This window comes from Synechococcus elongatus PCC 11801 (assembly GCF_003846445.2).
Taxonomy (GTDB): Bacteria; Cyanobacteriota; Cyanobacteriia; order Synechococcales; family Synechococcaceae; genus Synechococcus; species Synechococcus elongatus_A.
In genome coordinates, this window is record NZ_CP030139.2 from 986790 (window position 1) to 1009025 (window position 22236).

Annotated in this window: 23 protein-coding genes and 3 tRNA genes; 12 read left to right on the forward strand and 14 right to left on the reverse strand. The window is 54.4% G+C overall.

Features of this window, described 5'->3' with window-relative positions:
• The first annotated feature begins 159 nt into the window (after positions 1–159).
• Entirely contained in the window at positions 160–477 is a 318-nt protein-coding gene (locus DOP62_RS04695) for a hypothetical protein (protein ID WP_208672554.1), read from the forward strand.
• Positions 478–529: 52 nt separating this feature from the next.
• On the opposite strand, the gene ppk1 is transcribed toward DOP62_RS04695, so the two are convergent.
• Positions 530–2689 (reverse strand): polyphosphate kinase 1, encoded by a 2160-nt coding sequence (ppk1, locus tag DOP62_RS04700; protein WP_370538882.1) that lies wholly within the window; start codon positions 2687–2689, stop codon positions 530–532.
• A 75-nt stretch (positions 2690–2764) separates the two neighbouring features.
• The gene (locus DOP62_RS04705) at positions 2765–3205 is read right to left on the reverse strand and encodes a TerB family tellurite resistance protein (RefSeq protein ID WP_208672555.1); all 441 of its coding nucleotides are present in this window, start codon (positions 3203–3205) and stop codon (positions 2765–2767) included.
• A 100-nt stretch (positions 3206–3305) separates the two neighbouring features.
• On the opposite strand from DOP62_RS04705, the gene DOP62_RS04710 reads away from it, so the two are divergent.
• Both DOP62_RS04710 and lptC read left to right on the forward strand, forming a co-directional pair.
• Positions 3306–3377, forward strand: a tRNA-Gly gene (locus tag DOP62_RS04710).
• Between the two features lie 257 nt (positions 3378–3634).
• Positions 3635–4666: an LPS export ABC transporter periplasmic protein LptC gene (gene lptC / locus DOP62_RS04715; protein WP_208672556.1), complete on the forward strand. Its 1032-nt coding sequence runs from the start codon at positions 3635–3637 to the stop codon at positions 4664–4666.
• 154 nt (positions 4667–4820) lie between these two features.
• On the opposite strand, the gene DOP62_RS04720 is transcribed toward lptC, so the two are convergent.
• The 3 genes from DOP62_RS04720 to DOP62_RS04730 form a co-directional block, all read right to left on the reverse strand.
• A tRNA-Pro gene (locus tag DOP62_RS04720) sits at positions 4821–4894 on the reverse strand.
• A 67-nt stretch (positions 4895–4961) separates the two neighbouring features.
• Positions 4962–5285 carry a Grx4 family monothiol glutaredoxin gene (grxD, locus tag DOP62_RS04725; protein ID WP_208672557.1) on the reverse strand — a complete coding sequence of 108 codons (324 nt, stop codon included), beginning with the start codon at positions 5283–5285 and terminating at the stop codon, positions 4962–4964.
• 45 nt (positions 5286–5330) lie between these two features.
• Positions 5331–5588, reverse strand: a complete 258-nt coding sequence (locus DOP62_RS04730; RefSeq protein ID WP_208672558.1) for a BolA family protein — start codon at positions 5586–5588, stop codon at positions 5331–5333.
• 761 nt (positions 5589–6349) lie between these two features.
• Here DOP62_RS04730 and DOP62_RS04735 point away from each other — a divergent pair.
• Positions 6350–7540, forward strand: a complete 1191-nt coding sequence (locus tag DOP62_RS04735; RefSeq protein ID WP_261789748.1) for an HD domain-containing phosphohydrolase — start codon at positions 6350–6352, stop codon at positions 7538–7540.
• A gap of 19 nt (positions 7541–7559) precedes the next feature.
• On the opposite strand, the gene DOP62_RS04740 is transcribed toward DOP62_RS04735, so the two are convergent.
• Positions 7560–8522: a UDP-glucuronic acid decarboxylase family protein gene (locus tag DOP62_RS04740; protein ID WP_208672559.1), complete on the reverse strand. Its 963-nt coding sequence runs from the start codon at positions 8520–8522 to the stop codon at positions 7560–7562.
• Positions 8523–8603: 81 nt separating this feature from the next.
• Between DOP62_RS04740 and DOP62_RS04745 the strand changes: the two genes are divergently transcribed.
• A tRNA-Pro gene (locus tag DOP62_RS04745) sits at positions 8604–8677 on the forward strand.
• Positions 8678–8760: 83 nt separating this feature from the next.
• Here the strand turns inward: DOP62_RS04745 and DOP62_RS04750 are convergent.
• The 3 genes from DOP62_RS04750 to DOP62_RS04760 form a co-directional block, all read right to left on the reverse strand.
• Positions 8761–9429: a DUF305 domain-containing protein gene (locus tag DOP62_RS04750; RefSeq protein WP_208672560.1), complete on the reverse strand. Its 669-nt coding sequence runs from the start codon at positions 9427–9429 to the stop codon at positions 8761–8763.
• Positions 9430–9744: 315 nt separating this feature from the next.
• Entirely contained in the window at positions 9745–10860 is a 1116-nt protein-coding gene (locus DOP62_RS04755) for a hypothetical protein (RefSeq protein WP_208672561.1), read from the reverse strand.
• A gap of 101 nt (positions 10861–10961) precedes the next feature.
• The gene (locus DOP62_RS04760) at positions 10962–11375 is read right to left on the reverse strand and encodes a hypothetical protein (RefSeq protein ID WP_208672562.1); all 414 of its coding nucleotides are present in this window, start codon (positions 11373–11375) and stop codon (positions 10962–10964) included.
• Positions 11376–11520: 145 nt separating this feature from the next.
• On the opposite strand from DOP62_RS04760, the gene DOP62_RS04765 reads away from it, so the two are divergent.
• The 3 genes from DOP62_RS04765 (at position 11521) to DOP62_RS04775 (ending at position 13659) form a co-directional block, all read left to right on the forward strand.
• A complete protein-coding gene (locus DOP62_RS04765; RefSeq protein WP_208672563.1) occupies positions 11521–12330 on the forward strand; it encodes a carbonic anhydrase in 810 nt (269 codons plus the stop codon).
• A gap of 35 nt (positions 12331–12365) precedes the next feature.
• On the forward strand, positions 12366–13328 hold the full coding sequence (gene nadA, locus DOP62_RS04770) for a quinolinate synthase NadA (protein WP_208672564.1): 963 nt from the start codon (positions 12366–12368) through the stop codon (positions 13326–13328).
• Positions 13329–13437: 109 nt separating this feature from the next.
• The gene (locus tag DOP62_RS04775; protein ID WP_208672565.1) at positions 13438–13659 is read left to right on the forward strand and encodes a hypothetical protein; all 222 of its coding nucleotides are present in this window, start codon (positions 13438–13440) and stop codon (positions 13657–13659) included.
• Positions 13660–13710: 51 nt separating this feature from the next.
• Here DOP62_RS04775 and DOP62_RS04780 read toward each other — a convergent pair whose 3' ends face one another.
• Positions 13711–14169 carry a DUF2214 family protein gene (locus tag DOP62_RS04780; RefSeq protein WP_208676941.1) on the reverse strand — a complete coding sequence of 153 codons (459 nt, stop codon included), beginning with the start codon at positions 14167–14169 and terminating at the stop codon, positions 13711–13713.
• Positions 14170–14292: 123 nt separating this feature from the next.
• Complete coding sequence (locus DOP62_RS04785) at positions 14293–14880, reverse strand: hypothetical protein (protein WP_208672566.1); 588 nt, start codon at positions 14878–14880, stop codon at positions 14293–14295.
• Positions 14881–15044: 164 nt separating this feature from the next.
• On the opposite strand from DOP62_RS04785, the gene hemC reads away from it, so the two are divergent.
• Positions 15045–16007, forward strand: a complete 963-nt coding sequence (gene hemC, locus DOP62_RS04790; protein ID WP_208672567.1) for a hydroxymethylbilane synthase — start codon at positions 15045–15047, stop codon at positions 16005–16007.
• A gap of 91 nt (positions 16008–16098) precedes the next feature.
• The gene (locus tag DOP62_RS04795; RefSeq protein ID WP_208672568.1) at positions 16099–16389 is read left to right on the forward strand and encodes a hypothetical protein; all 291 of its coding nucleotides are present in this window, start codon (positions 16099–16101) and stop codon (positions 16387–16389) included.
• Between the two features lie 33 nt (positions 16390–16422).
• Here DOP62_RS04795 and DOP62_RS04800 read toward each other — a convergent pair whose 3' ends face one another.
• The gene (locus tag DOP62_RS04800) at positions 16423–17250 is read right to left on the reverse strand and encodes a dienelactone hydrolase family protein (protein WP_208672569.1); all 828 of its coding nucleotides are present in this window, start codon (positions 17248–17250) and stop codon (positions 16423–16425) included.
• A 115-nt stretch (positions 17251–17365) separates the two neighbouring features.
• Between DOP62_RS04800 and crtD the strand changes: the two genes are divergently transcribed.
• Positions 17366–18931 (forward strand): C-3',4' desaturase CrtD, encoded by a 1566-nt coding sequence (gene crtD, locus DOP62_RS04805; RefSeq protein ID WP_208672570.1) that lies wholly within the window; start codon positions 17366–17368, stop codon positions 18929–18931.
• A gap of 26 nt (positions 18932–18957) precedes the next feature.
• Here crtD and DOP62_RS04810 read toward each other — a convergent pair whose 3' ends face one another.
• Positions 18958–20208 (reverse strand): DUF4912 domain-containing protein, encoded by a 1251-nt coding sequence (locus tag DOP62_RS04810; protein WP_208672571.1) that lies wholly within the window; start codon positions 20206–20208, stop codon positions 18958–18960.
• 217 nt (positions 20209–20425) lie between these two features.
• On the opposite strand from DOP62_RS04810, the gene DOP62_RS04815 reads away from it, so the two are divergent.
• Positions 20426–20818, forward strand: coding sequence for a RidA family protein (locus DOP62_RS04815; protein ID WP_208672572.1), 393 nt, complete (start codon positions 20426–20428; stop codon positions 20816–20818).
• On the opposite strand, the gene DOP62_RS04820 is transcribed toward DOP62_RS04815, so the two are convergent.
• Complete coding sequence (locus tag DOP62_RS04820; protein WP_208672573.1) at positions 20815–22194, reverse strand: UDP-glucose dehydrogenase family protein; 1380 nt, start codon at positions 22192–22194, stop codon at positions 20815–20817. The two genes, DOP62_RS04815 and DOP62_RS04820, sit on opposite strands and share 4 nt — an antisense overlap.
• Positions 22195–22236 lie beyond the last annotated feature (42 nt).

Genomic DNA, 22236 nt, shown 5'->3' on the forward strand with positions numbered 1-22236 from the left:
CCGGCATGAGATCACTCTGCCAATCTTGATAACCCAGCTTCAAGGAATTACAGCTTTTCCATTGCAGAATCGACACATAGGCTTAAAGGAATTGGAGTCCCTGCAGATCCTGCCAGTGAGCGGATCTTGAATGAAAACAATCCAATCCCTGCCTATCCTATGTCTCGCAGTGAGCAGCTCCAACAGCTCATCCTGAGCTATTACCGAGAAGATGCCGATCTTGCCGCTCAGTTAGCCGCCCTGCGCTACTGCCAAATCAGTCGCTTTTGGTTTGTGCTACGGATTAATTGCCCGCATGCCAGTATTGCCGATCGCCTGGCAGCAGTTCTGCCTCAATTACGCACCCCGATCGCCGAGCTTAGGCTGGCACGCCACATCAAATTGCGATCGCCCGGCCAGCGGGCTCAACTATTCCCTGTGCAAGTGCCCCAACTCGATTCCTCTTCGCTCAAGGGCAGCGATCGCCGCCCCGAGTAATTCTGTGATCATGGGGGATTCGCAGGGTCCGCCATCAACCCAGGGCATTGAACTAGCGGATTGAAGCAGCGCGATCCATAAATTGCTGCTGAGAGCTGTTTGGGGCATCTGGATCGGCAGGTTGTCGTTGTCGATATTCGCCAGTAGGGAGCAGCTCCCACGCCAAGCGATCATCCGCCAAGGAGAGGTCCAGAATGGTTCGCAATTCCACCGCGATCGCCTCATCCTCAATTGGGGTAATCGCTTCCACGCGGCGATCGAGGTTGCGGGTCATCCAGTCGGCACTGCCGATGAAAAACTCCTCTTGTCCATTGTTGTGGAAGCTAAAGATGCGTGAGTGTTCCAAGAAGCGGCCAATGATGCTGATCACCCGAATGCGATCGCTCAGCCCTGGGACACCAGGTCGTAGGCAGCATACCCCTCGCACAATTAAATCGATCTCAACCCCTGCCCGCGAGGCTTCGTAGAGCTTGAGAATGATGGCGGGATCGACCAGCGAGTTCATCTTGGCGCGAATCGCAGCTGGCTGTCCGGCGATCGCCTGCTGAATTTCGCGATCGATCAGTCGAATCATCTGCCCCCGCAAACTGACAGGAGCAATCAGCAGCTTGCGATAGTCTCGCTGCTTCGAAAAACCGGTTAGATAGTTGAACAGTTCAGAGATATCGGCTCCCAAATCTTCGCGGCAACTCAATAAGCCAAGATCAGTGTAGATTCGGGCGGTTTTGGAGTTGTAGTTACCAGTGCCAATGTGGACATAGCGGCGAATCTGGTTACGCTCTTGCCGAACAACCAGCACCACTTTGGTGTGAATCTTGAGACCCACTAAACCATAGACTACGTGAACGCCCGATTTCTCGAGCCGCCGCGCCCAGGTGATGTTGTTTTCTTCATCAAAACGAGCCTTGAGTTCCACCAGTGCCAGCACTTGTTTGCCATGCTCGGCAGCCTGCATCAAGCTCTGCACGATCGGGGAATCTCCCGAAGTGCGGTAGAGCGTCATCTTGATGGCGAGAACATGGGGATCCGTCGCGGCTTGGGCGACAAACTGCTCGACTGAGGCCGCAAAGGAATCGTAGGGGTGATGGACCAGCAAGTCGCGGTGACGAATCACCGCAAAGATATCCTCGCTTTCCTCGCCGACTTTGGAGCGCTCTAAGTCTTCACCAACGGGAATTTGAACGCGTCGGAGCCGTCTGGGAACCACCTGATTCCAAGGCTGATCCTTGAGATCGGGTAACGGCAGAGCCACCAGAGACATCAAGTCTTCAAGACCGAGGAGGCCGGGCAGAGCATAGACATCTTGCGGGTCAAGGTCCATGCCATTCATCAGAATTTCGAGGATTGAAGCGGGAGTTCCTGCCTCAATTTCAAGGCGGACAACAGAACCAGCTCCTAGGCGGCGCTTGCGTAGTTCCTGCTCAATCGCCAACAGCAGGTCGTCTGCTTCGTCTTCTTTGACGTCGAGATCAGCGTCGCGGGTGACGCGAAAGATAAACCAATCGATTACACTCATGCCGGGAAAGAGTGTGCCGAGGTTGTGGGCAATGACCTGTTCGATCGGCACGCCCATCCAGATGATTGGTTGCTGCGATCGCCGACGGGTCTTGGACGGCAACTCAATAAAGCGCGGCAGGATGTTTGGGACTTTGATGCGGGCAAATTGTTCTTCGCCAACACTGTCGTCTTGAATCAGCACTGCCAAATTGAGGCTGAGATTGGAGATATGGGGAAAGGGGTGAGCCGGATCGACTGCGAGCGGCGTCAGAACTGGAAAAATCTGTGCAGCAAAATACTGATCGAGATAGCGTTGCTGAGTGCGGTTGAGATCGGTGTAGTTGAGCAGATGGATCCCTTCCTCGGCTAAGAGTGGGCGCAGTTCTCGGTAAAAATGGCTGTGCTGCTGCTCCACTAACGGTCCAAGACAGGCACGGATCCGCTCGAGCTGTTCAGCTGGGGTGAGTCCATCGGGCGATCGCTTACTGACACCTGCCTCAATTTGCTGCAAGAGGCTGGCCACCCTCACCATGAAGTATTCATCAAGGTTGTTGCTAAAGATCCCCATGAACTTGAGGCGTTCAAGAAGAGGCGTACGGGGATCGAGAGCTTGGTGGAGGACGCGCTGATTGAAAGCCAGCCAGCTAATTTCACGATTGAAGAAATTCTCAGGCTGATTCAATTCAAGCGCAGCATCGGTCATAGCCCATCTCATCAATGAATCAGCCGCTGATCCTAGCAAGGGATGACGGCGAACACCGGCTGTTTAGAACACAGCTTCTTTACCGCATCACTGAAAGAGGTGCTTGGCGCCATCGAGGGCACGGCGGACAAGCCCTCTCAGCCCTTGGACTAAACCTGGGGCGGCTTGCCGATACTCCTCCTCATCCCGACTTGCAGGAATCTGAGCCATCAAGGAGTGGATCTCATCGATCAAGTTGTGTTCGCTGCGATTGACAACCCCATCGGCCATTAAAAGATTGGCGATTGTTGCCAAAGCGGCCAAGCGGGTGGGGGTACTGGTGCCCTGAAGGAAGAGAACTAACCAAGCTTCCAATTGGGGCAAGGCGATCGGCGTGTCTAGCAAAGCCAGCAGATCAGGATCCTGATCAAGCTTTTGCCGCTCCAGCAATGCCTGTAAATACTGACGCTCAGGGCGATCAAGTTCGCCGTCGACCCAAGCGGCACCAATGACGAGCTGCATCAGTAGTTTGCGCTGGGTTGCATTCACGGGGAAATCCTCTTCGCCTGTTCGCACTCTAGCGGAAGAGGGGGTCGGAAGCGATGAAAATCTGCGTATAATAGCTAACGCTACCTATCTAGGCACCGCTGCGGGCGTAATTCAGTGGTAGAATGTCAGCTTCCCAAGCTGAACGTCGTGGGTTCGAGTCCCATCGCCCGCTTATTTTTGAGATGGTTCAAGTAACAAGAAAGAACCTTTTTCTCACCCTTCTACTGCTCAGAATAATTGCGATTGCCACGCAATGACTAATAGATAGGCGCAGCTAGGAAGCACTGAATGAGCACTGCAAGTCCTTGTTAAACGACCGGAAGACTCTGCACTCGCCACGTCGTTTCCCAACCCACTCTTGCTATCCTTTCGACTATTCCCTAAAGCACGAGAAGATTGAGCTTGCCGAGGGGTTCTTGGAGACTTGCGATGACGCTGCGATCGGGCCAGTTTTGGTCTGCACTACTGCTAGCCCTCAGCTTGGGAGTCACAGCCTGCCAAGAGCCACCACCAGCCCCGCCTCGGGCTGAGCGCCCAGACCTCAGCTTTACGGACTTTACGCTACGTCAAGCCAACCCCACCGGTAAACCAACTTGGGAGCTGCGCACCCCTCGGATTGTCTATAACAACGACAAAAGTGCTGCACAACTGACCAAACCCCTCGGGTTTCTCTTCGATGAAACCGGCAAAGTCCTCTACGAAATTCAGGGCGATCGCGGTTCGATTGAAGGGGAGAATGCTGACGTCATTCGGATTAATGGCAATGTTGTGGCTCGGCAGATGCAGGAGCCAGGAGCCGTACTCAAGGGTGAAGAACTGGAATGGCGACCAAACCAGCAGACTTTTGATCTACGGCGCAATGTCATTGGCACCTATCGGGATGCGGTTCTCAAGGCAAATGAAGGCCGGTTTGATGTGCGTCAGCAGCAGTTGGAGCTGATCGGCCCCATAGTCGCGACCTTGAAGCAAGGGGACATTCTGTCAGAGTTAAAAACTCAATCGCCCCGCTGGCTGCTGGCTGAGAAACGCTTACTTGCACCTAATCCGCTGCAGGCAGAACGGCGCGATCGCAATCAACTGAAGGGACAAGGGCGATCGCAGCGCGGTGAACTTCTGCTTGACCCGCAGATCTTGATCTTGCAGCAGCAGGTGGAGTTGGATGCGCTCGATCCAGTGGCCCAGCTACGCGGTGATGATCTGCGCTGGAACTTGCCCCAAAACTTGGTCGACAGCCCGATCGCAGTGCAGGGATACTATCCGGCTGAGCAAACCACCGTCCGAGGCGATCGCGGTCAGGCTAACCTCAATGCCCAACTCATTCAACTGGAAGGAAATGCTGAAAGCTTTTCAGCCAAGGATCAAGCGCGTCTTCAAGCTAACCGGCTGATCTGGAATCAGAAAACGGCTGAAGCAACCGCAATTGGGGGTGCTCGCTATCAGCGATCGCGCCTGTCGCTCTAGCATCGGGTCGAAGGGCTGGCCGGCAGTGAAGCTGCAATCAGAGTAGGTAGTGGCGAGCGTAGCTACTGCGTCTTACGAGGATACTGGACTAAAAGAAAAGGATGATTGAGGCTTCAATCATCCTATCGATGAACTTGGAGTGATTCCGATGCAATCGGAGCGGCGGGATTTGAACCCACGACCCCCACTACCCCAAAGTGGTGCGCTACCAAGCTGCGCTACGCCCCGTGACAAGTTACCAATGTAGCACTGATACTGGTCACTGCCAAGAGGCATTTATCCCAAGGGTGCAGTCCTAAGAGGCAAGAGCAACCTCTAGCATTTGCTGCAGTTCGCCATTTTGATACAGCTCAATCAAGATGTCAGAACCACCAATGAACTCCCCATTGACATAGACTTGGGGGATCGTAGGCCAGTTTGAAAACTCTTTAATTCCTTGGCGAATTTCATAATCAGCTAAGACATCAACGGTGGTGTAGGGAACACCCAGAATATTCAAGATTTGAACAACATTGTTCGAAAAGCCACACTGCGGCATTAGCTTGTTGCCTTTCATAAAGACAACAATCTTGTCACCATTAACGATGGTGGTTAGCCGTTCTTGAAGTTCAGGAGTCATTATTAATCTCAATCGTCAAAGGGGATGAATCGCACTGATGACGGGCTAAGCCTGAGCTTCAGCTAGCCAGCGATCGGGGGTGTAAGTCTTCAGCGCTAAGGCGTGAATTGCTTCAGTTGACATGGCAGCTTTCACAGCGCCATAGACCAGCTGATGTTGCTGAATCAGGCTTTTCCCTGCAAAGACAGGCGAGACAACTGTCACCTGCAGGTGGTCACCTCCTCCAGTGAGATCAGTCACCATGACCTGTGCATCAGGAATTTGGGCACAGATCATGGACTCTACTTGTTCAGGCGTGACCATAGGCTGCAACTGAAAACAACTCTGTCGCTCCCTAGTCTGCCATGAGCGACTTCCTTCCTTGTCATTCGCTTGCGATGTGGTTCATCACTCAACGGCTACTTCCCCTAGGAGACTTCAATCCATCGGGTATGTCACGCAGCCATTCACAGGGTTGGTCAATCTAGCGACGCCTGCATGCCTCATCCTGAACGTCTTCACGCGATCGCAATTGTGCTGTCTCTTCCTGATGGCAGTGATTGCTCAAGGGGATGCAGAAAGTGGAAGCCCAATCCTAGAGAGAGAATTGATAAAACTCTTGGCAGTCAATTGACTCTTCTAGATTTTCTTTGATAAGACCTCTGACAAGGCTCCAAATTTGAACTTCTGCTGTCTAAGCACTGCTATGGATTATCAAGATTTGACCCAGTGTCTAACAGTCCATTGGTTCAAATCATAGTGTTACGGAATCAGCAGTTCAGCAGTATTGAATTCATCTCTATTGAAATCGCCTCTGATTGCTGGATTTACTTTTGGCGATTTTTAGTAGATTTTCCTCAGTCAAGATTTGCACTTTTTTATTATTTCTTTGGCTTGTACCAAGTTGAGATGTTCTCAGAGATACAGACAGCACAATTGACAGATATAAATACTAAAAAAGCATTCAAGACTGCCAAGTGTTAGATTTTGGCAGCCAAGTCCTACAATGGCTACACTCTTGAGTAACCAGCCAGAGCTTTAGGGTTGATAATTGGTTTACAGGCGCGTGAGGCATCTTCAGCAGAATGGACACTGAAGACCTGCAGCAAAAACTGCATGCACAAGTCGCACTGGCCGAGCGCTCAGAGCACGCTTTCTTAACCCTGAAAGCTTGTAACGAGGCCTTGGTTCGTACTTCCAGTGAACAGGAGTTTCTGGCAGAGTTTTGTCGCCTCTGTGTGGTTGAGGCAGGGTATGCCCACGCTTTGGTGACGCTCGCCGGTCCTGATCCTCACGAAGTTCTTCAATCTTTTGCCAGCTACGGAAGCCTACAGTCCTACGTCGATAATCTCCAAGTGACGTGGGACGATGCACCTACAGGGCAAGGACCCACCGGTCGAGCGATCAAAACAGGTCAAAGCCAATTGGCTGATTGGCGATCTCCTCAACCCCGCCTCATGCCTTGGCAAGATCTCGCGCAGCATCATCACATTACGGCTAGTATTGCCTTGCCCATCAAGCAGAGCGATCGCGTGTTGGGGGCGCTGAATATTTACAGCACCGAACCCAATAGCTTCTCGCCAGCGGATCAAGAGTTGCTAGAGCAAGTCGCACAGCTATTGGCCTATGGACTGACCAGCCGTCAGACTCTTGCAGCCCAAGATCGCCTCCTCGACCAAACAATTCAGGCGATTGTGAAGATGGTTGAGCTGCGCGATCCCTATACACAGGGTCATGAAAATCAAGTCGCACGGCTCGCCTACACGATCGCCCATCAGCTGCAGCTACCTGAAGATACTGCTCGTGGGATCTACGTGGCAGGGCTGCTGCACGATGTCGGTAAGTTGCGAGCCCCAGCTGAAATTCTCTCAAAGCCGGGTCGGCTTGATCCGATTGAATATGAACTGATTAAATTACACTCGCAAGCAAGCTACGACATTCTTAGAAACATTCAGTTCCCGTGGCCAGTGGCAGAAATTGCGCTGCAACACCATGAGCGACTCGATGGCTCGGGTTATCCGCAGAAACTCAAAGGCGATCAAATCCTACTCGGGGCTCGCATTATTGCTGTAGCCGATGTGATCGATGCCATGACCAGCCACCGTCCTTATCGACCGGGACTGGGGCTAGGGGCAGCGATCGCCGAGATTGAAGCCAATCGCGGTCAGCTCTACGACCCCGATGTGGTGGATGCTTGTCTCGCCATTCTCCACGCACCGGGGTTAGTCTGGACAGATTTGCCGCGCCCGCCCCAAGCCAGTGATCCGATCGCCTAGCGCGGGCAGGAACAGCAGGCTAACGCAGGCTACTTTCCGGGACTCGCTCTGCAGCTGCTTGCTGGCGATCGCGAAAGTCCGCGATCGTCCGGTCTAAACCCTCTTGCACCGAGACGGTGGGTTGCCAACCGAACCAAGCCTTTGCACGGCTGATATCTGGTCGGCGCTGTTGCGGATCATCCTGCGGCAAGGGTCGAAACTCGATCGGCAGGCTGGGATCAATGCGATCGCGGATCAGTTCGGCTAACTGCAGAATTGTGTACTCGCTGGGATTACCGAGATTCACAGGGCCAATGCGATCGCCATTCATCAGGCAAATCAATCCCTCGACGAGATCGGCAACATAGCAAAAGCTGCGGGTTTGTTCCCCTTTTCCGTAGACCGTCAGCGGTTGACCTCGCAGGGCTTGGACAATGAAATTGCTAACCACGCGGCCATCGTTCTCGAGCATGCGCGGTCCATAGGTATTGAAAATTCGCGCTACCCGAATTTCAAGATTGTGTTGACGGTGATAGTCGAAGCAGAGAGTTTCTGCAACCCGTTTGCCTTCGTCATAGCAGGAACGAATGCCGATCGGGTTGACATTGCCCCAGTAGTCTTCGGTTTGCGGGTGAACGTGGGGATCGCCATACACTTCAGACGTAGAGGCCATCAGCAGTCGGGCTTTAACCCGCTTGGCCAAGCCCAACATATTAGCTGTGCCGATGAAGCTCGTCTTGGCCGTCTTGATCGGGTTGTACTGATAGTGCACCGGCGACGCAGGACAGGCGAGATGGTAGATTTGATCGACTTCGAGGCGGATGGGATCGGTGATGTCGTGCCGGATGAGTTCAAAGCGCGGATGACCGTGCCACTGGGCAACGTTTTGCTTTCGCCCGGTGAAGTAGTTATCTAGGCAAATCACCTCTGCACCTGCGTTCATCAGGCGATCGATGAGGTGCGATCCAATGAAACCGGCACCACCCGTGACTAAGATCCGCATCGTTCTGTCGCTATGCTTTTCAGCAGCATACCCGTTGCGGCAGTTTCAGGAAGTGCAAGCCCCTCGGTATAATAAGCAGACCGGGATGTAGCGCAGCTTGGTAGCGCGCCTGCTTTGGGAGCAGGATGCCGCAGGTTCAAATCCTGTCATCCCGACTGAAACTCAAACGACTATCTCAAGGGGCGATCAGCCGATCGCTTATCTAAGTGTTTCGACTGCTTCTTAGCGCGATCGCAGTTTAGGGATACCACTGGCGATACCACTGCTGCATCTGGCGAATCTCCCGATTCTGAGCCGTGATGATGGCTTGGGCGAGCTGTTGAATTTCTGGCCGATCGCTGCGCATCAGAACCATTTGAGCCATTCGCACCCCCATTTGATGGTGGGGAATCATCGCTTCGATGAAAGCGCGATCGAAGTCGGGTGCTGTGTTCAGGGCGTTCAGGTCTCCCGTCATGCCACCCATCGCCCCGCACCCCATGCCACCACCAACCATGGATGAATTGCGCCAACCTCCCATCCCGCGATCGCCCCAGTCTGGGACTTCTATGCCATACCACTGGCGGTACCAGGTTTGCATTTCGCGGATTTCTTGAGCCTGCGTTGTTTGAATCGCGCGAGCGAGGGCGCGAATCTCGGATCGCTGAGACTGCTTGATCGCGAGGTCAGCCATCGCGATCGCCCCTTCATGGTGAGGAATCATCATCACAATGAAGTGTTGATCTGCATTGCCCATCCTGCCCGGCCAGCCAGGACGCCCCAGATTGTTGGGTGGTCCCATCCCTTGGGCGATCGCAGAAGATTCAACAGAACTAGCCTTCACGGGATCCGGTAAAGTTGCCGCGATCGCAGCGACTATCAAGGTGCTACTGACCGCTAATCCCCCAAGCAGCACAAGACGATTCATCAGTTCCTCCTGTCAGCTGACAGAAGCTATGCTTTCATCATATTCATTAGTCTAAAATCACTCATCTTCATTCAATAAATATTTCATATCCAGCGTGCTCATGTGTGTAGTTTTCACCGTTTAAATTTTGCAACAGATAGAACTCCAGATACCAATTTTTCCATGACATAGCTCAGCTCGTTTGAATGCAAGCTGACATCCATAATGCTCATAGATAGATTCAGCAGCACTAGGAATCTAGGCGGCCACATATTAACTATTTTTTAAACAAAAATTTGAGGTTAAGAGGATCTGAGCCATGAAGGCTAAAACATATTACAGATCCTCGAAGTTCTCAGGGCAGAGCTGTGTGAAATTACGGGATAGAAATGTCGTAATTCCTGCTCGATTATCATTACGATCGTCTTCTAAGATCGTTTGATCAGGATTGGCAATAACCTCGATAAAGTTCTCACCGGGTCGTAGCGGTAATTTTGCGATCGGGTAAGCCAAATCTTCGCGATCGCCTTGGGCTAACCAAGGAAGCCGTAAGGCACGATGCCCTCGATAGCTGTTGTTGACCACGATCGCCACATCAGCATTACTAACATCCATGCGACCTTGATTCGTCACGCTAAAGTGCAGCCAGTCTGACTCGATTCTGAGGTTTTCGATTGCTAGATCCGCTTTTAGAACCTCTACGGTGCTAATCGGATAGAGAATCAGTTCTTTGAACGAGACTAGTTGCGTATTGGGATGCTCGTGATGGACGTGACCTGCAAAGCGGAGATCGCTGGAACAGCCATGGATATGCAGATGGGCATTTGCACGGGGAACAGTCACTAAACCCGTTTCGGGATGGCGGGCATAGAAGCCGCTGAGATTCCAAATCGGAGCAGGCCCTAAAAGGTGGTGCAGCGGGTCACCAGCTTGATCAGCAAAATAAAAGTGTTTAAGACTTTCGTAGACGTTATCCTCTTGGCTATCACGCACCAAGCGGCGACGTTGCCAAAGACAGAGCTTGGCAGCTACCGTCACAACTAACGTATGCCAGTGAGCTTGTAGTCGTACACCAAAGTAGTCTGCAGGGGAGTCAATTTGGGCGATCGCGGCAGCAATAATGGCCTGTAATCCGGCCTCTACGGAAGGGAGTTGAGCAGTATCAATCGGAATTCCTAGCCCACTGCCATTACTGGTAAAGCAGACATAGGGGAAATGGATCAGTTCTGAGCTTGGATCTTGGAGAATTGCAGCTCCTGCTTCAGGATCGCCTTTGTAGATAGCAGTGGTTCTACCCTCCGGCAAAAAACACAACTCGCCATTATCAATTTCTGTTGTTGTGCCAAGGCCAATCACCTCGCCTTGAAGGGGGATTTGACGAATCGGGTAGTGCTCGCTGATATCCCCTTGAATTAATGCCGTAATCGTATTAGCAACAGTGAGCTTCAGCATCGATTCATCTAGACAGAGGTTGGAGTCGAGAGACTGTTGCTAGCAGATGAGTCAGTTGCGTTGCTGATTCCTGCGATCGCAACTCAGTCTTCTACAGCTATCTAAAAGGGAGCGGGGGTGAATGTCGTGTTGAAGATCGAGTTGATTTGATTGATGGTTTCCACAGATTGCAGGTCAATTTGTGCGCCCTGCAGATAAGGCTGACTCTGAAGTTTTTGAGCGACCGCTTGATTGATTTGATTGCTTTCCTGCTTCAGTCGCGTTTGAATCGCAACCGTTTCTTCTGGGGTAATGGCCCCATCTTGGAGAGAGTTGCAGATTGGAAGCAGCGCATTATATTCGCCATCACTGAGGCTCGATAAATCTTGGCGAGTAATCGTGCCGTTGTTGAGATTAATGCAGGTCAGATAGATCAGTGTTGTGCCGTAGAGGGTGCTGGGGCTTGGTTGCGCCATGGCGGGGGTAGCCAGCAGACCAATCGCACTCACCACAACTGCGCCACTCAAAGCTCGCATCCTGCACTCCTCAATTGCTGTCTGTGGCTATAGCCTACCCAGCAGAAGGATTGTCTGCACTTATCGGCACCATTGGATTTTGCAAAGGCCGTGCGCTGCGATCGCTTCTCCGCGATAATGCTCCTCAGTCCCGAGTATCACTGGCATGCGCAAGCTCATCGAGGGGTTACGGCATTTCCGTACGTCTTACTATCCGTCCCATCGGGAGCTGTTTGAGCAGTTTGCCAAAGGCCAACACCCACGCGTGTTGTTCATTACCTGCTCCGACTCGCGCATTGACCCCAACCTCATCACCCAGTCGGGCATGGGTGAACTGTTTGTGATCCGCAATGCGGGCAATCTGATTCCGCCCTTTGGGGCAGCCAATGGCGGTGAGGGTGCATCGATTGAATATGCGATCGCAGCACTAAACATCGAGCATGTGGTGGTCTGTGGCCACTCGCACTGCGGCGCGATGAAGGGCTTGCTGAAGCTCAATCAGCTGCAAGAAAAAATGCCGCTGGTCTACAACTGGCTGCAGCATGCTGAGGCAACTCGCCGCTTGGTCTTGGACAACTACAGCGGCTACGACACCGATGATTTGGTCGAGATTCTGGTTGCCGAGAACGTCCTCACCCAAATCGAAAACCTCAAGACCTATCCCGTGGTGCGATCGCGCCTCTTCCAAGGCAAGCTGCAAATCTTTGGCTGGATCTACGAAGTCGAAAGCGGTGAAGTCCTACAGATCAGCCGTACGAACAGTGACGACACCGGTATCGATGAATGTCCGGTGCGCCTGCCGGGTAGCCAAGAAAAATCAATTCTGGGGCGCTGTGTGGTGCCTTTGACTGAAGACTTGCCCGCAGAACCAGAACCCGCGATCGCTGCATCTGCGGCTCAACCCGCTAGCTATTCCAGCCGTGGCTGGCTCTCACCGGAACAACAACAACGCATTTATCGCGGCAATGCTAGCTAGGATCGAAGCATCTTCGACCTTGCTGAGATCTGCCTGTGTTCCTCGCCGCCGATCGCCCCACCACCGATCTTCCTACTGATTTGCCTGCCGCGATCGCAGCACTGAAGCAAGAGCTGAACGCGGTTATCTTGGCGCACTATTACCAAGAAGCAGCGATTCAAGATGTCGCAGACTACATTGGTGATTCGCTCGGATTGTCGCGTCAAGCAGCAGCAACGGATGCAGACGTGATTGTCTTTGCTGGCGTTCACTTCATGGCAGAAACGGCGAAAATTCTCAATCCCAATCGGCAAGTCTTGCTGCCTGATTTGGCGGCAGGCTGCTCCTTAGCCGATAGCTGCCCACCCGAAGCGTTTGCAGCGTTTAAGGCCGCTCACCCCGGCCACATCGTCATTTCCTACATCAACTGCACCGCCGAGATTAAGGCACTCAGCGACATCATTTGCACCAGCTCCAATGCAGTAAAGATTGTCCAGCAAATTCCGGCTGATCAGCCGATTATCTTTGCGCCCGATCGCAACTTGGGTCGCTATGTGATGCAGGAAACCGGACGCGATCTGGTGCTTTGGGACGGCAGTTGCATCGTCCACGAGACGTTTTCAGAGCAGCGGTTGCTGGAGCTACAAGCCTGTCATCCCGAAGCCGAAATCATTGCGCATCCTGAGTGCGAAACACCGGTGCTCGACCATGCCCGCTTTATTGGTTCGACTACCGCGCTACTGAACTACAGCCTTAACAGTCCCAGTCGGGAATTCATCGTTGTCACTGAGCCGGGCATCATCCACCAGATGCAGAAAGCGGCACCTGACAAGACCTTTATTCCGGCGCCGCCCCAAGACAACACCTGTGCCTGCAACGAATGTCCGTTCATGCGGCTCAACACGCTGGAGAAGCTCTATCTCTGTATGCGCGATCGCCAGCCTGAAATTCAAATTCCTGAAGAAATTCGCCTAGCGGCCCTTCGCCCAATTGAGCGGATGCTAGCGATGAGTGCTTGAGTCCTAGCGTGCGGTTTCCGTAGTCCCTCAGTACAAGCCTCCAACGGCTGAGCCAGCAGGCATGGTGGCGATCGCAGGGCACAATTCAAACAGCGATTTTGAAATCACTATGTCCAAGACCCTGATCAATCTCATCTTTTGGGGCGCAATCGGCGCGATCGCCGTTTGGTTGGGCAGTGTCTACTACAAGATGGCGATGATGCCTGCTGAAACGACTCAGCAGGGACTCGATACCATCGACACGGTCCAAACGGAAATGAATCGCATCACTGAACAACGTCAGCAAGCGATCGATCAATACACCAATCAGTACAGTAGTCCTAATAATTAGCTCCCCCAAGTTTCCCTAGGGGAGCAGGCTTACTGAACTCAAGCAGTGTCGTTAGGCTTGCAGGCCAATCCCGCGAGCCATCAAAGCAGCCAGTAGGGGCAGCACCACAAAGGCTGCAATTTCAATATTCAGCACCCAGCCGAGGCGTTTGGCGGCAGCTTCGCTAATCACCGGCGCTTTACCATCACGAATCGGGAAAGCCCAGCGAATAAAGCTGATCGTGGGATAGAGCGAGAGTCCCCCGATCGCGAGATACAGACTGACTTTGGTCAGAAAAACCGGATTGTGCATGTAGAAGTCAACGCCTTGGCCAAAGTAGAGCACCCGCAGCACGCCGGTCACCAAAATTGTGAGCGCTGCCAAGCCGTAGACAATATCAGTGCCAATCATCAGCTTGGCCTCATTGATACTGGGTTCTGCCTTCAGCAAGCGCCGCTCCAGCACCAACGCTCCAAAGCTGAGCATGAAGCCCAAGTAATGCAGATAGGCCACGATCGCACTCGTCACCATGCCCACACCCCTCAAAACTCGTAAAATTTCTTTACTCACCCTAGAGGAAAGTGGCTAAAAGACGGTATCGGCGACTGCTAGATGATCTACGTCCAAGACACCAGCCCCAAGACTGTAAGTAAGTCAGGATGGCTCCCGCGCATCTAGTTCAACTTCTGGCCAGAGTCGTTCCAGTTGTTCGCGCCAGCGATCGAGGGTGAAACGTCGGATCTCAGGACCATTGCTGAGATCCCCCAAAACCCCCTCTTCGTAGAGATGGGTGAGGGTTTGCAGCGTGGCAGCCAAAGACTGACCCTGCTGTTTGGCCGCGTGCACAATTTGCCGCAGCTGTGTTTCTGCCAAAGCCGTGAAGAATGGATCCAATCCACGCTGAGCTAAATCGAAGAGACTAGCGATCGCTTGATAGAGATCACCGGTAGTCAAGCTAGCGAGGTCATGCTGAAAGACTCCCCAAAGGACGTTTTGATGGAGGGCGTAGCGCACTGGCCCCGTGGCATCGAAATTCGCCTCTAGGATTTGAGCGTGAAAGGGAGCAGCATCGACTGCAGGCAACAGGGGCAACAGCACGCGGAGCCATTCACCGCTGGCCGATAACAGCAGCAACAGCCGACATTCCGGCGTCTGGATTTGCCAACTTTCGGGCGGATTGGCCTCGAGCCGATCAGCGCCGAACAGCTCGATCAATAGGGGGCTAATCTCCGCAACCTGCATCCCAATCCCTCGTCTTTATCCTCGATCCTAAAAGGTTGCCCGGGTGGGGATGGTTGAAGGGCGATCGCTCAGCCTCTTCTCCAGCTTCTGAAGTGGGCGATCGCTCGAAACGGTAATCTGATTAAGGGCCTTGCTTGGCCGCTGCTCTCCACTGCTGATATTCCATGGTCTCCAGCCCTGCCCGTCCGATTCGTATTGGCTCTCGCAAAAGCCAACTAGCCTTGGTGCAAACCCACTGGGTGCAAGGCGAACTGCAACGGCTCTATCCCGAGCGCCAGTTCGACGTGCAGACGATGAGCACGCAAGGCGACATCATTCTGGATGTGGCACTGGCCAAGATTGGTGACAAAGGACTGTTCACCAAAGAACTGGAAGTCGCCATGCTGGCGGGCGAAGTCGACTTCGCTGTCCACTCCCTCAAAGATTTGCCGACGCGCCTGCCCGAAGGCTTGATCCTTGGCTGCGTCACCGAGCGCGAAGATCCGGCCGATGCACTGGTCGTTCATGAGCGCTTCAAAGAGCACCAGCTTGAAACGCTGCCGGAAGGAACGGTGATTGGCACCTCGTCGCTGCGCCGTTTAGCTCAGCTGCGGCACCACTATCCGCATCTGCAGTTCAAGGATGTGCGCGGCAACCTCAACACTCGCCTCGCCAAACTGGATGCCGGTGAATATGACGCGCTGATTTTGGCTGCCGCAGGCTTACAACGCCTGAGCATGGCCGATCGCATTCACCAGTTGATTCCTGCAGAAGTCTCGCTCCATGCCGTTGGACAAGGGGCTTTGGGGATTGAATGCCGCGCCGAAGACCCAGAAATTCTGGAATTGCTGAAAGCCCTAGAGCACGAACCGACTTCTCAGCGTTGCTTGGCGGAACGGGCATTCCTGCGGGAATTGGAAGGCGGCTGCCAAGTCCCGATCGGTGTCAACACCGCGATCGCAGATGGCGTACTGACGCTAACCGGGATGGTTGCTAGCTTGGACGGCCAACGCTTGCTGCGCGATCAGGTTAGTGGCCCCAGCAACGATCCAGAACCCCTCGGACTCGAACTGGCTGCCAAGCTGAAAGCCCAAGGTGCGAAGGAAATTCTCGACGAAATCTTTGCGACGGTTCGGCCGGAAGCTTAGTCTCAATCCGAGATCTAAACCTGTCTTCCACAAGGCGATCGCTGGTAGGACGGAGCTTCTAGACTGAGATCACTGCTGCGGGATTTCCAGAATGGATGCCGCTGATCTGAGTTGGAACGCACTGCCCAGACTACGCTATCGCCTCGAAAATCGCCGGCGTCTCCGCGATCGCCGGCAGCAAATTTTGCTGGCTCAAGCAGGGTTTCTGCGCCCCAGTGACGATCGCCCACCGAGTTGTCGCGGCTGCAGTCACTACTACGGACGGGTGCATGGTCGGGGCGATCGCCTGATCTGTGCCATGCACCCCTACGGCCCTAACGCCGCCACTTGTCCTGACTGGGTAGCTGAACTGACAGTCGTTCAAGAGCCGCTGGCTGACTAGGCAATCGCTTAACTCACGGTTCAGCTCGACACTCTAAACGCCGTGCTGCTGGAACCATGTCTGTAGCCGTTGCCATGCATCCTGCGCATCCGCTTGGCGATAGGACGGGCGATAGTCTGCAAAGAAGGCATGGGGTGCGCCTTCGTAGATGATGATGGCGGACTTGCTCTGTCCCGTCTTGAGGCGATCGCGCATCTGTTGAACGGTGTCTAACAGAATGCCTGTATCCTCGCCACCGTAGAGCCCTAGGACTGGAACCTTCAATTCGGCAGCGACATCGACTGGGTGTTTGGGTGTCAGTTCAGTCGAGTTTCCAACCAGTCGTCCGTACCAAGCTGCACCGGTTTTAACCTGCGGATTGTGAGCGGCATAGAGCCACGTAATCCGGCCGCCCCAGCAGAAACCTGTAATCGCGAGGCGATCGCGATCGCCTTTTTGGGTCGCAGCCCAAGCCACTGTGGCATCGAGATCCGCCATCACCTGCGCATCCGGCACTTTGCTGACAATCTTGCGGATTTCGTCGATGCTTTCCAGCTTAGAAACATCGCCCTGCCGCACAAACATTTCTGGGGCGACTGCCAAGTAGCCCAACTTCGCTAGGCGACGGCAAACATCCTGAATATGCTCGTGGACGCCAAAAATCTCCTGAACTACCAGCACGATCGGGAAGTCTTGACCACTGACGGGCCGCGCCCAATAGGCCGGAATCGATCCATCGGCAGTCGGAATTTGAGCTGTCCCGGTCTCGAGTCCCTTGCTATCTGTCGTGATGACAGCAGCAGCGATCGGGCGAGTTGCTAGGGCAAAGCCAGTCGCAAGGGTGGCAGTCGCCAAAAATTGGCGGCGTGTCAGGTTGTTCATCGGGTCTGGAAGCACGGATTCGAGCTAATCCTAACGATTCCGTTACATCGATCGCTGCATTCTTCGCCCACCGCGATCGCTAGAGTAGGAAATGTAAAGTTTTCTAACTCTTGCCATGCCTGTGGAGCGTCCCTCAGTTGCGGTCATTGGTGCAGGCATTGGTGGTTTAACAGCGGCCGCTCTCTTAGCTGCACGAGGCTTTGATGTCACGGTCTACGAACAGGCAGCGATCGCGGGCGGATGCGCGTCTACGTTTCGGCGGCGTGGCTTTACTTTTGATGTCGGCGCAACTCAGGTTGCCGGGCTCGAACCGGGTGGTATCCATGCTCAAATCTTTGCCGAACTAGGTCTAGAGCTACCGGCAGCAAAAATCTGCGATCCGGCCTGCGCGGTCTGGCTACCGGGTGAATCGGAACCTGTGCACGTTTGGCACGATCGCGATCGCTGGAAAGCGGAACGGGAGCGTTGGTTTCCTGGCAGTGAACCCTTTTGGGCGTTGATGCAGCAGCTCTTTCAGTTGGGCTGGCAATTCCAACAGCGTCAGCCAGTATTGCCCCCGCGCAATCTCTGGGATTTGCAGCAGCTGATCGGCGCGGTACGACCGGAGACTGTACTGACGGCACCCTACGCGCTGCTGACCGTGGGACAGGTTTTGAATCTGCTGGGCTTGGGGGGCGATCGCCGCCTCAAGACTTTTCTGGATATTCAACTCAAGCTCTATTCCCAGTGCGGTGCTGATGAAACGGCAGTACTTTATGCCGCGACTGCCTTAGCACTCTCGCAAGCGCCCTATGGGCTTTATCACCTCGAAGGCAGCATGCAAGTCCTCAGCGATCGCCTGCTGGAAGGGCTGGAGAAACATGGCGGCCAGATTCGCTACCGGCAACGGGTAGAAGCGATCGAAACTGTGGGCGATCGCGTTCAGGGGATCCGAGTTCGCGATCAACGCACGCAGGCTGTAGAGGCGATCGCGGCCGATCACGTTGTTGCCAATGTCACGGCAGCTGATTTGTTGCGATTGCTCGGCTCAACCGTTGAAACCCTTCCAGCGTTGAAGGGCTATCAACAGCGTCTCGCCAAAACTCCCACGCCTTCCGGTGCCTTTGTTCTTTATCTCGGGGTGGATGCTGCCGCTCTGCCAGCCGACTGTCCGCCCCATCTCCAATTCCTGTTTGATCCCGCAGGCCCCCTCGGCGAAAACAATTCCCTCTTCGTTTCTGTTAGTCGCCCCAACGATGGTCGTGCACCCACAGGTCAAGCCACGATCGTTGCCTCGACTTTCACGGATCTCGATCACTGGAGCCAGACCGAGGACTACACCGCTCTCAAGCAGGACTACACCGAAACGATGCTGACGCGGCTGGGTCAATATTTCGACTTACGGCCTGAGCACCTCCGCCATGTGGAAGCCGGCACGCCCCGCACGTTTGCTCGCTACACCGATCGCGATCGCGGCAGTGTCGGTGGTTTGGGGATGCGCATCAGCACCTTTGGCCCCTTCGGCTTTGCCAACCGCACACCGGTCAAAAATCTCTGGTTAGTTGGCGACTCCACCCATCCCGGCGAAGGCACCGCTGGCGTCAGCTACTCGGCGCAAACGGTGATGCGACAAATTCTGGCGCAGCATCCCGAAGTCCAACCAGCAAAAACCCGCCAGCCAGAGCCAGCGGGTACGTTGTAGCGCTAGGGCTACGACTCAGGAGTGACCTACTGGAACCATTCCAGTTGGGCTTCTTCCTTGGTGTTGGTGCGACGGTTGGTAGTTTCGCGATTGAAGGTCATGCGAATCGATCGCGTTTGTTCACCATCGACTGCAACGGCTTCGATCGGGAAGTCCAGCACACCGTCTTGGAAGGACATCTGGAAGCGGAAGGTGCCATCGGGGCTGAGCTTGATCTCTTTTCCGCCGATCGTGACCGTGGCATCTGGTTCCGTTGCCCCGTAGATAATCAGCTCAGCATCCGCGACCAGCCAGAACTTGCGGGGTTGACGTTCCAGCGGCAGCGAAGCAGAGAAACCAACCATGCCGACGCCCGACTGAGTCAGACCCGAAGCGGTCGGCAGCGCCCACATGCCCACACCCGAAGGGAAGACGTAGGAGCTGAGGGTTTCTTCGTGGACGGGACGCATGTGTTGCGAACCGTAGAGGGAACCCGCCAAGCGCATCGACTCGGCCCCTTCCGACAAGGCAAAGATTTCGTCGCTGGCGGTTCCGGCCCCAGGAGCAGCACCGCCACTGCCGGCCAAACTGGCCTTTTGGCTGGGCGGCACCAACTGGAAAACGGTTTGACCGCGGAGGTCTTCGTCCCAGTTGACGGTGATGAAGTGGTCCTCGATCCAGTCGGAGGGATAGACCGGCGGCACGCGCACCGGGGCAGAGCGGGCTAGCAGCAACCAACGGCCGTCTGCTGCTCGGTAGCCGATTTCCACCAAATAGTCGCGATCGCTCACCGGTACGGGTAGGTACCAATCCCGCGCCAGCTCATCGCAGGGATATTCCTGCAGGCTGTGGGGCGATTGGTAATTGAGGTCGAGATCGGTAACGTCATAGAAACGCAGCGCCAGTAGCTGTCCACCTTGCGATTTGAGCGCTTGCTTGTGGTCGCCTGGCACATCCCAGTAGATATAGGCCCACTGCGGATCGCGAGGCAGCAAGACAATGCGGCTTTCGCCATAGCCTTCCGGCAGATCGGGCAGCTCTGCATCTACACCCGTCAGTTCGATCGGTTCAACCGGCTGCGGTTGGCCCACATCGTATTTCGTAGCTTCGACTTCTTCTTGGCGATCGCTGCTGGGGGAAGGGCTAGTATGCACGGCGCTATTTGCCTCAATTTTTTGAATGGCGGCAATTAACTCGGACTTGCGCATGCGGCTGTAGCGCGACACGCCATATTCACTGGCAACGCGTCGCAACTGTCGCAGAGTCATCTGCTCCAGCGGATAGGGCGGTTTAGACATAACCATTCGAGATGCGACGCTTCTACCTTGCCTCAGTTCAGAGGCGGGGATCAAGCAAAAATCCAGTCCAGAAAAGACTTTTTGACCAAATTAGTCGTTTTCAAGGACTATATGTCATGGATTTTTGACATTTGATCTCGGCAACAAGCGATCGCTCTAGTCGAACGGCGGCAACGTCAAACGAGACAATGGCAAAGCAAGTTTCAGCAATGACGGCATGACGCGCGAAGTTTTCTACACCGACCAAGCTCCCGCCCCGGTCGGCCCCTATAGCCAAGCGATCGCAGCCAGCGGGCGGATGTTGTTTGTCTCGGGGCAAATCGCTCTCGATCCTGTGACCGGTGTGATGGTCGGTGGTGACGATGTAGAAGCACAAACCCACCAAGTTTTGAGCAACCTTAAAGCAGTGTTGGCAGCAGCAGGGGCTAGCTTTGCTGATGTGGTGCGCACCACCGTCTTTCTGGCAGATATGGAAGACTTCGCCCGCGTCAATGCTATCTACGCGACGGTCTTCGACGAGGCAACTGCACCGGCTCGGGCTTGTGTGCAGGCGGCGCGGCTGCCCAAGGATGCCAAAGTTGAAATTGACTGTATTGCAGTGCTGCCCTAACGACCAATACCGATATAGCGGAAGCCCTGGGCTTGCAGGCGATCGCGATCGAGGCAGTTACGGCCATCAATGATCAGCGGTCGCCGCATCCGGGCAGCTAAGGGCAGGTAGTCCAGCTCCTGGAATTCTTGCCATTCCGTCACGAGGGCTAGGGCATCACAGCCGCTGGCGAGGTCCAGAGCGGAGGTCGTGATCTCTAGACCTGTGATCGGTGCAGCACTCACGATGGGGTCGTAAGCTTTGACTTTGGCACCAAGGCGTAATAGCTGTTCGGCCAAGGTCAAGGCTGGCGCATCACGCAGGTCATCGGTGTCGGGCTTGAACGTTAGCCCGAGTAAGCCGATCGTTTTGCCTTTGAGAATTTTCAGTTCCTGCTGCAGCTTCTCCAACAGAATCAGCCGCTGGCGCTGGTTGACGGCGATCGTGGCCTCTAGCAGGGTTGCGGGATAGCCATAGTCTTGGGCGATATGCACCAAGGCCGAAACATCCTTGGGAAAACAGGAGCCACCCCAGCCCAAACCGGCATTGAGAAAGCGGCTGCCAATCCGCGCATCTAGTCCCATGCCCTTCGCCACTTGGACAACGTCCGCGCCGACGCGATCGCAGATGTTGGCGACTTCATTGATGAAACTGATCTTGGTCGCAAGGAAGGCATTGGCTGCATATTTGATCATTTCGGCCGAGCCTAGATCTGTCCGAAGAACCGGCACTGGTGGGCGATCGCGATCGACAGCAAATTGACGCTGAACAATCGGCTCGTAGAGTTCTTGCATGCGGGCAAAGGCGCGATCGCTGCTGCCTCCCAAGACAATGCGATCGGGATTAAACGTGTCGTGGATTGCTGTGCCTTCTCGCAGGAACTCTGGGTTGCTAACCACATCAAAACAGTCTTGGGGTAAGTCCTCGCTATCGGCGATCGCAGCCCCAACCGGCACCAATGCCTGTCGCCGCGCCAGCATGCCATCGAGGATCAGCATCCGTACCCAGTCACCCGACCCAATCGGCACCGTCGATTTGTTGACGATTACCCGATAGGTCTTGCCATCTAAATGCTCGCCAATCCCGCGAGCCACCGCCTCGACAAAGCGCATATCGGCTTCGCCATTGGGAAGCGGCGGCGTTCCAACGGCAATAAACAAAATTTCTGCATGGGCAACCCCAGCCGCGAGGTCTGTGCTGAACTGCAACCGTCCCGCCGCTGTTGAGGACTGAATCAGCTCGTCCAGTCCCGGTTCGTAGATGGGGGATTGACCGGCCTGCAGTTGCTCAACCTTGGTGGCGTTGTTATCGATGCAGAGCACGTCATGACCAATGTGCGCCAGACAGGTTCCTGTAACCAAACCGACATAGCCAGTACCAATAACGCTTACTTTCATGGCGAAGTTAGGGGGAACTGCAAAGCTGTCGATGCAGTGTAC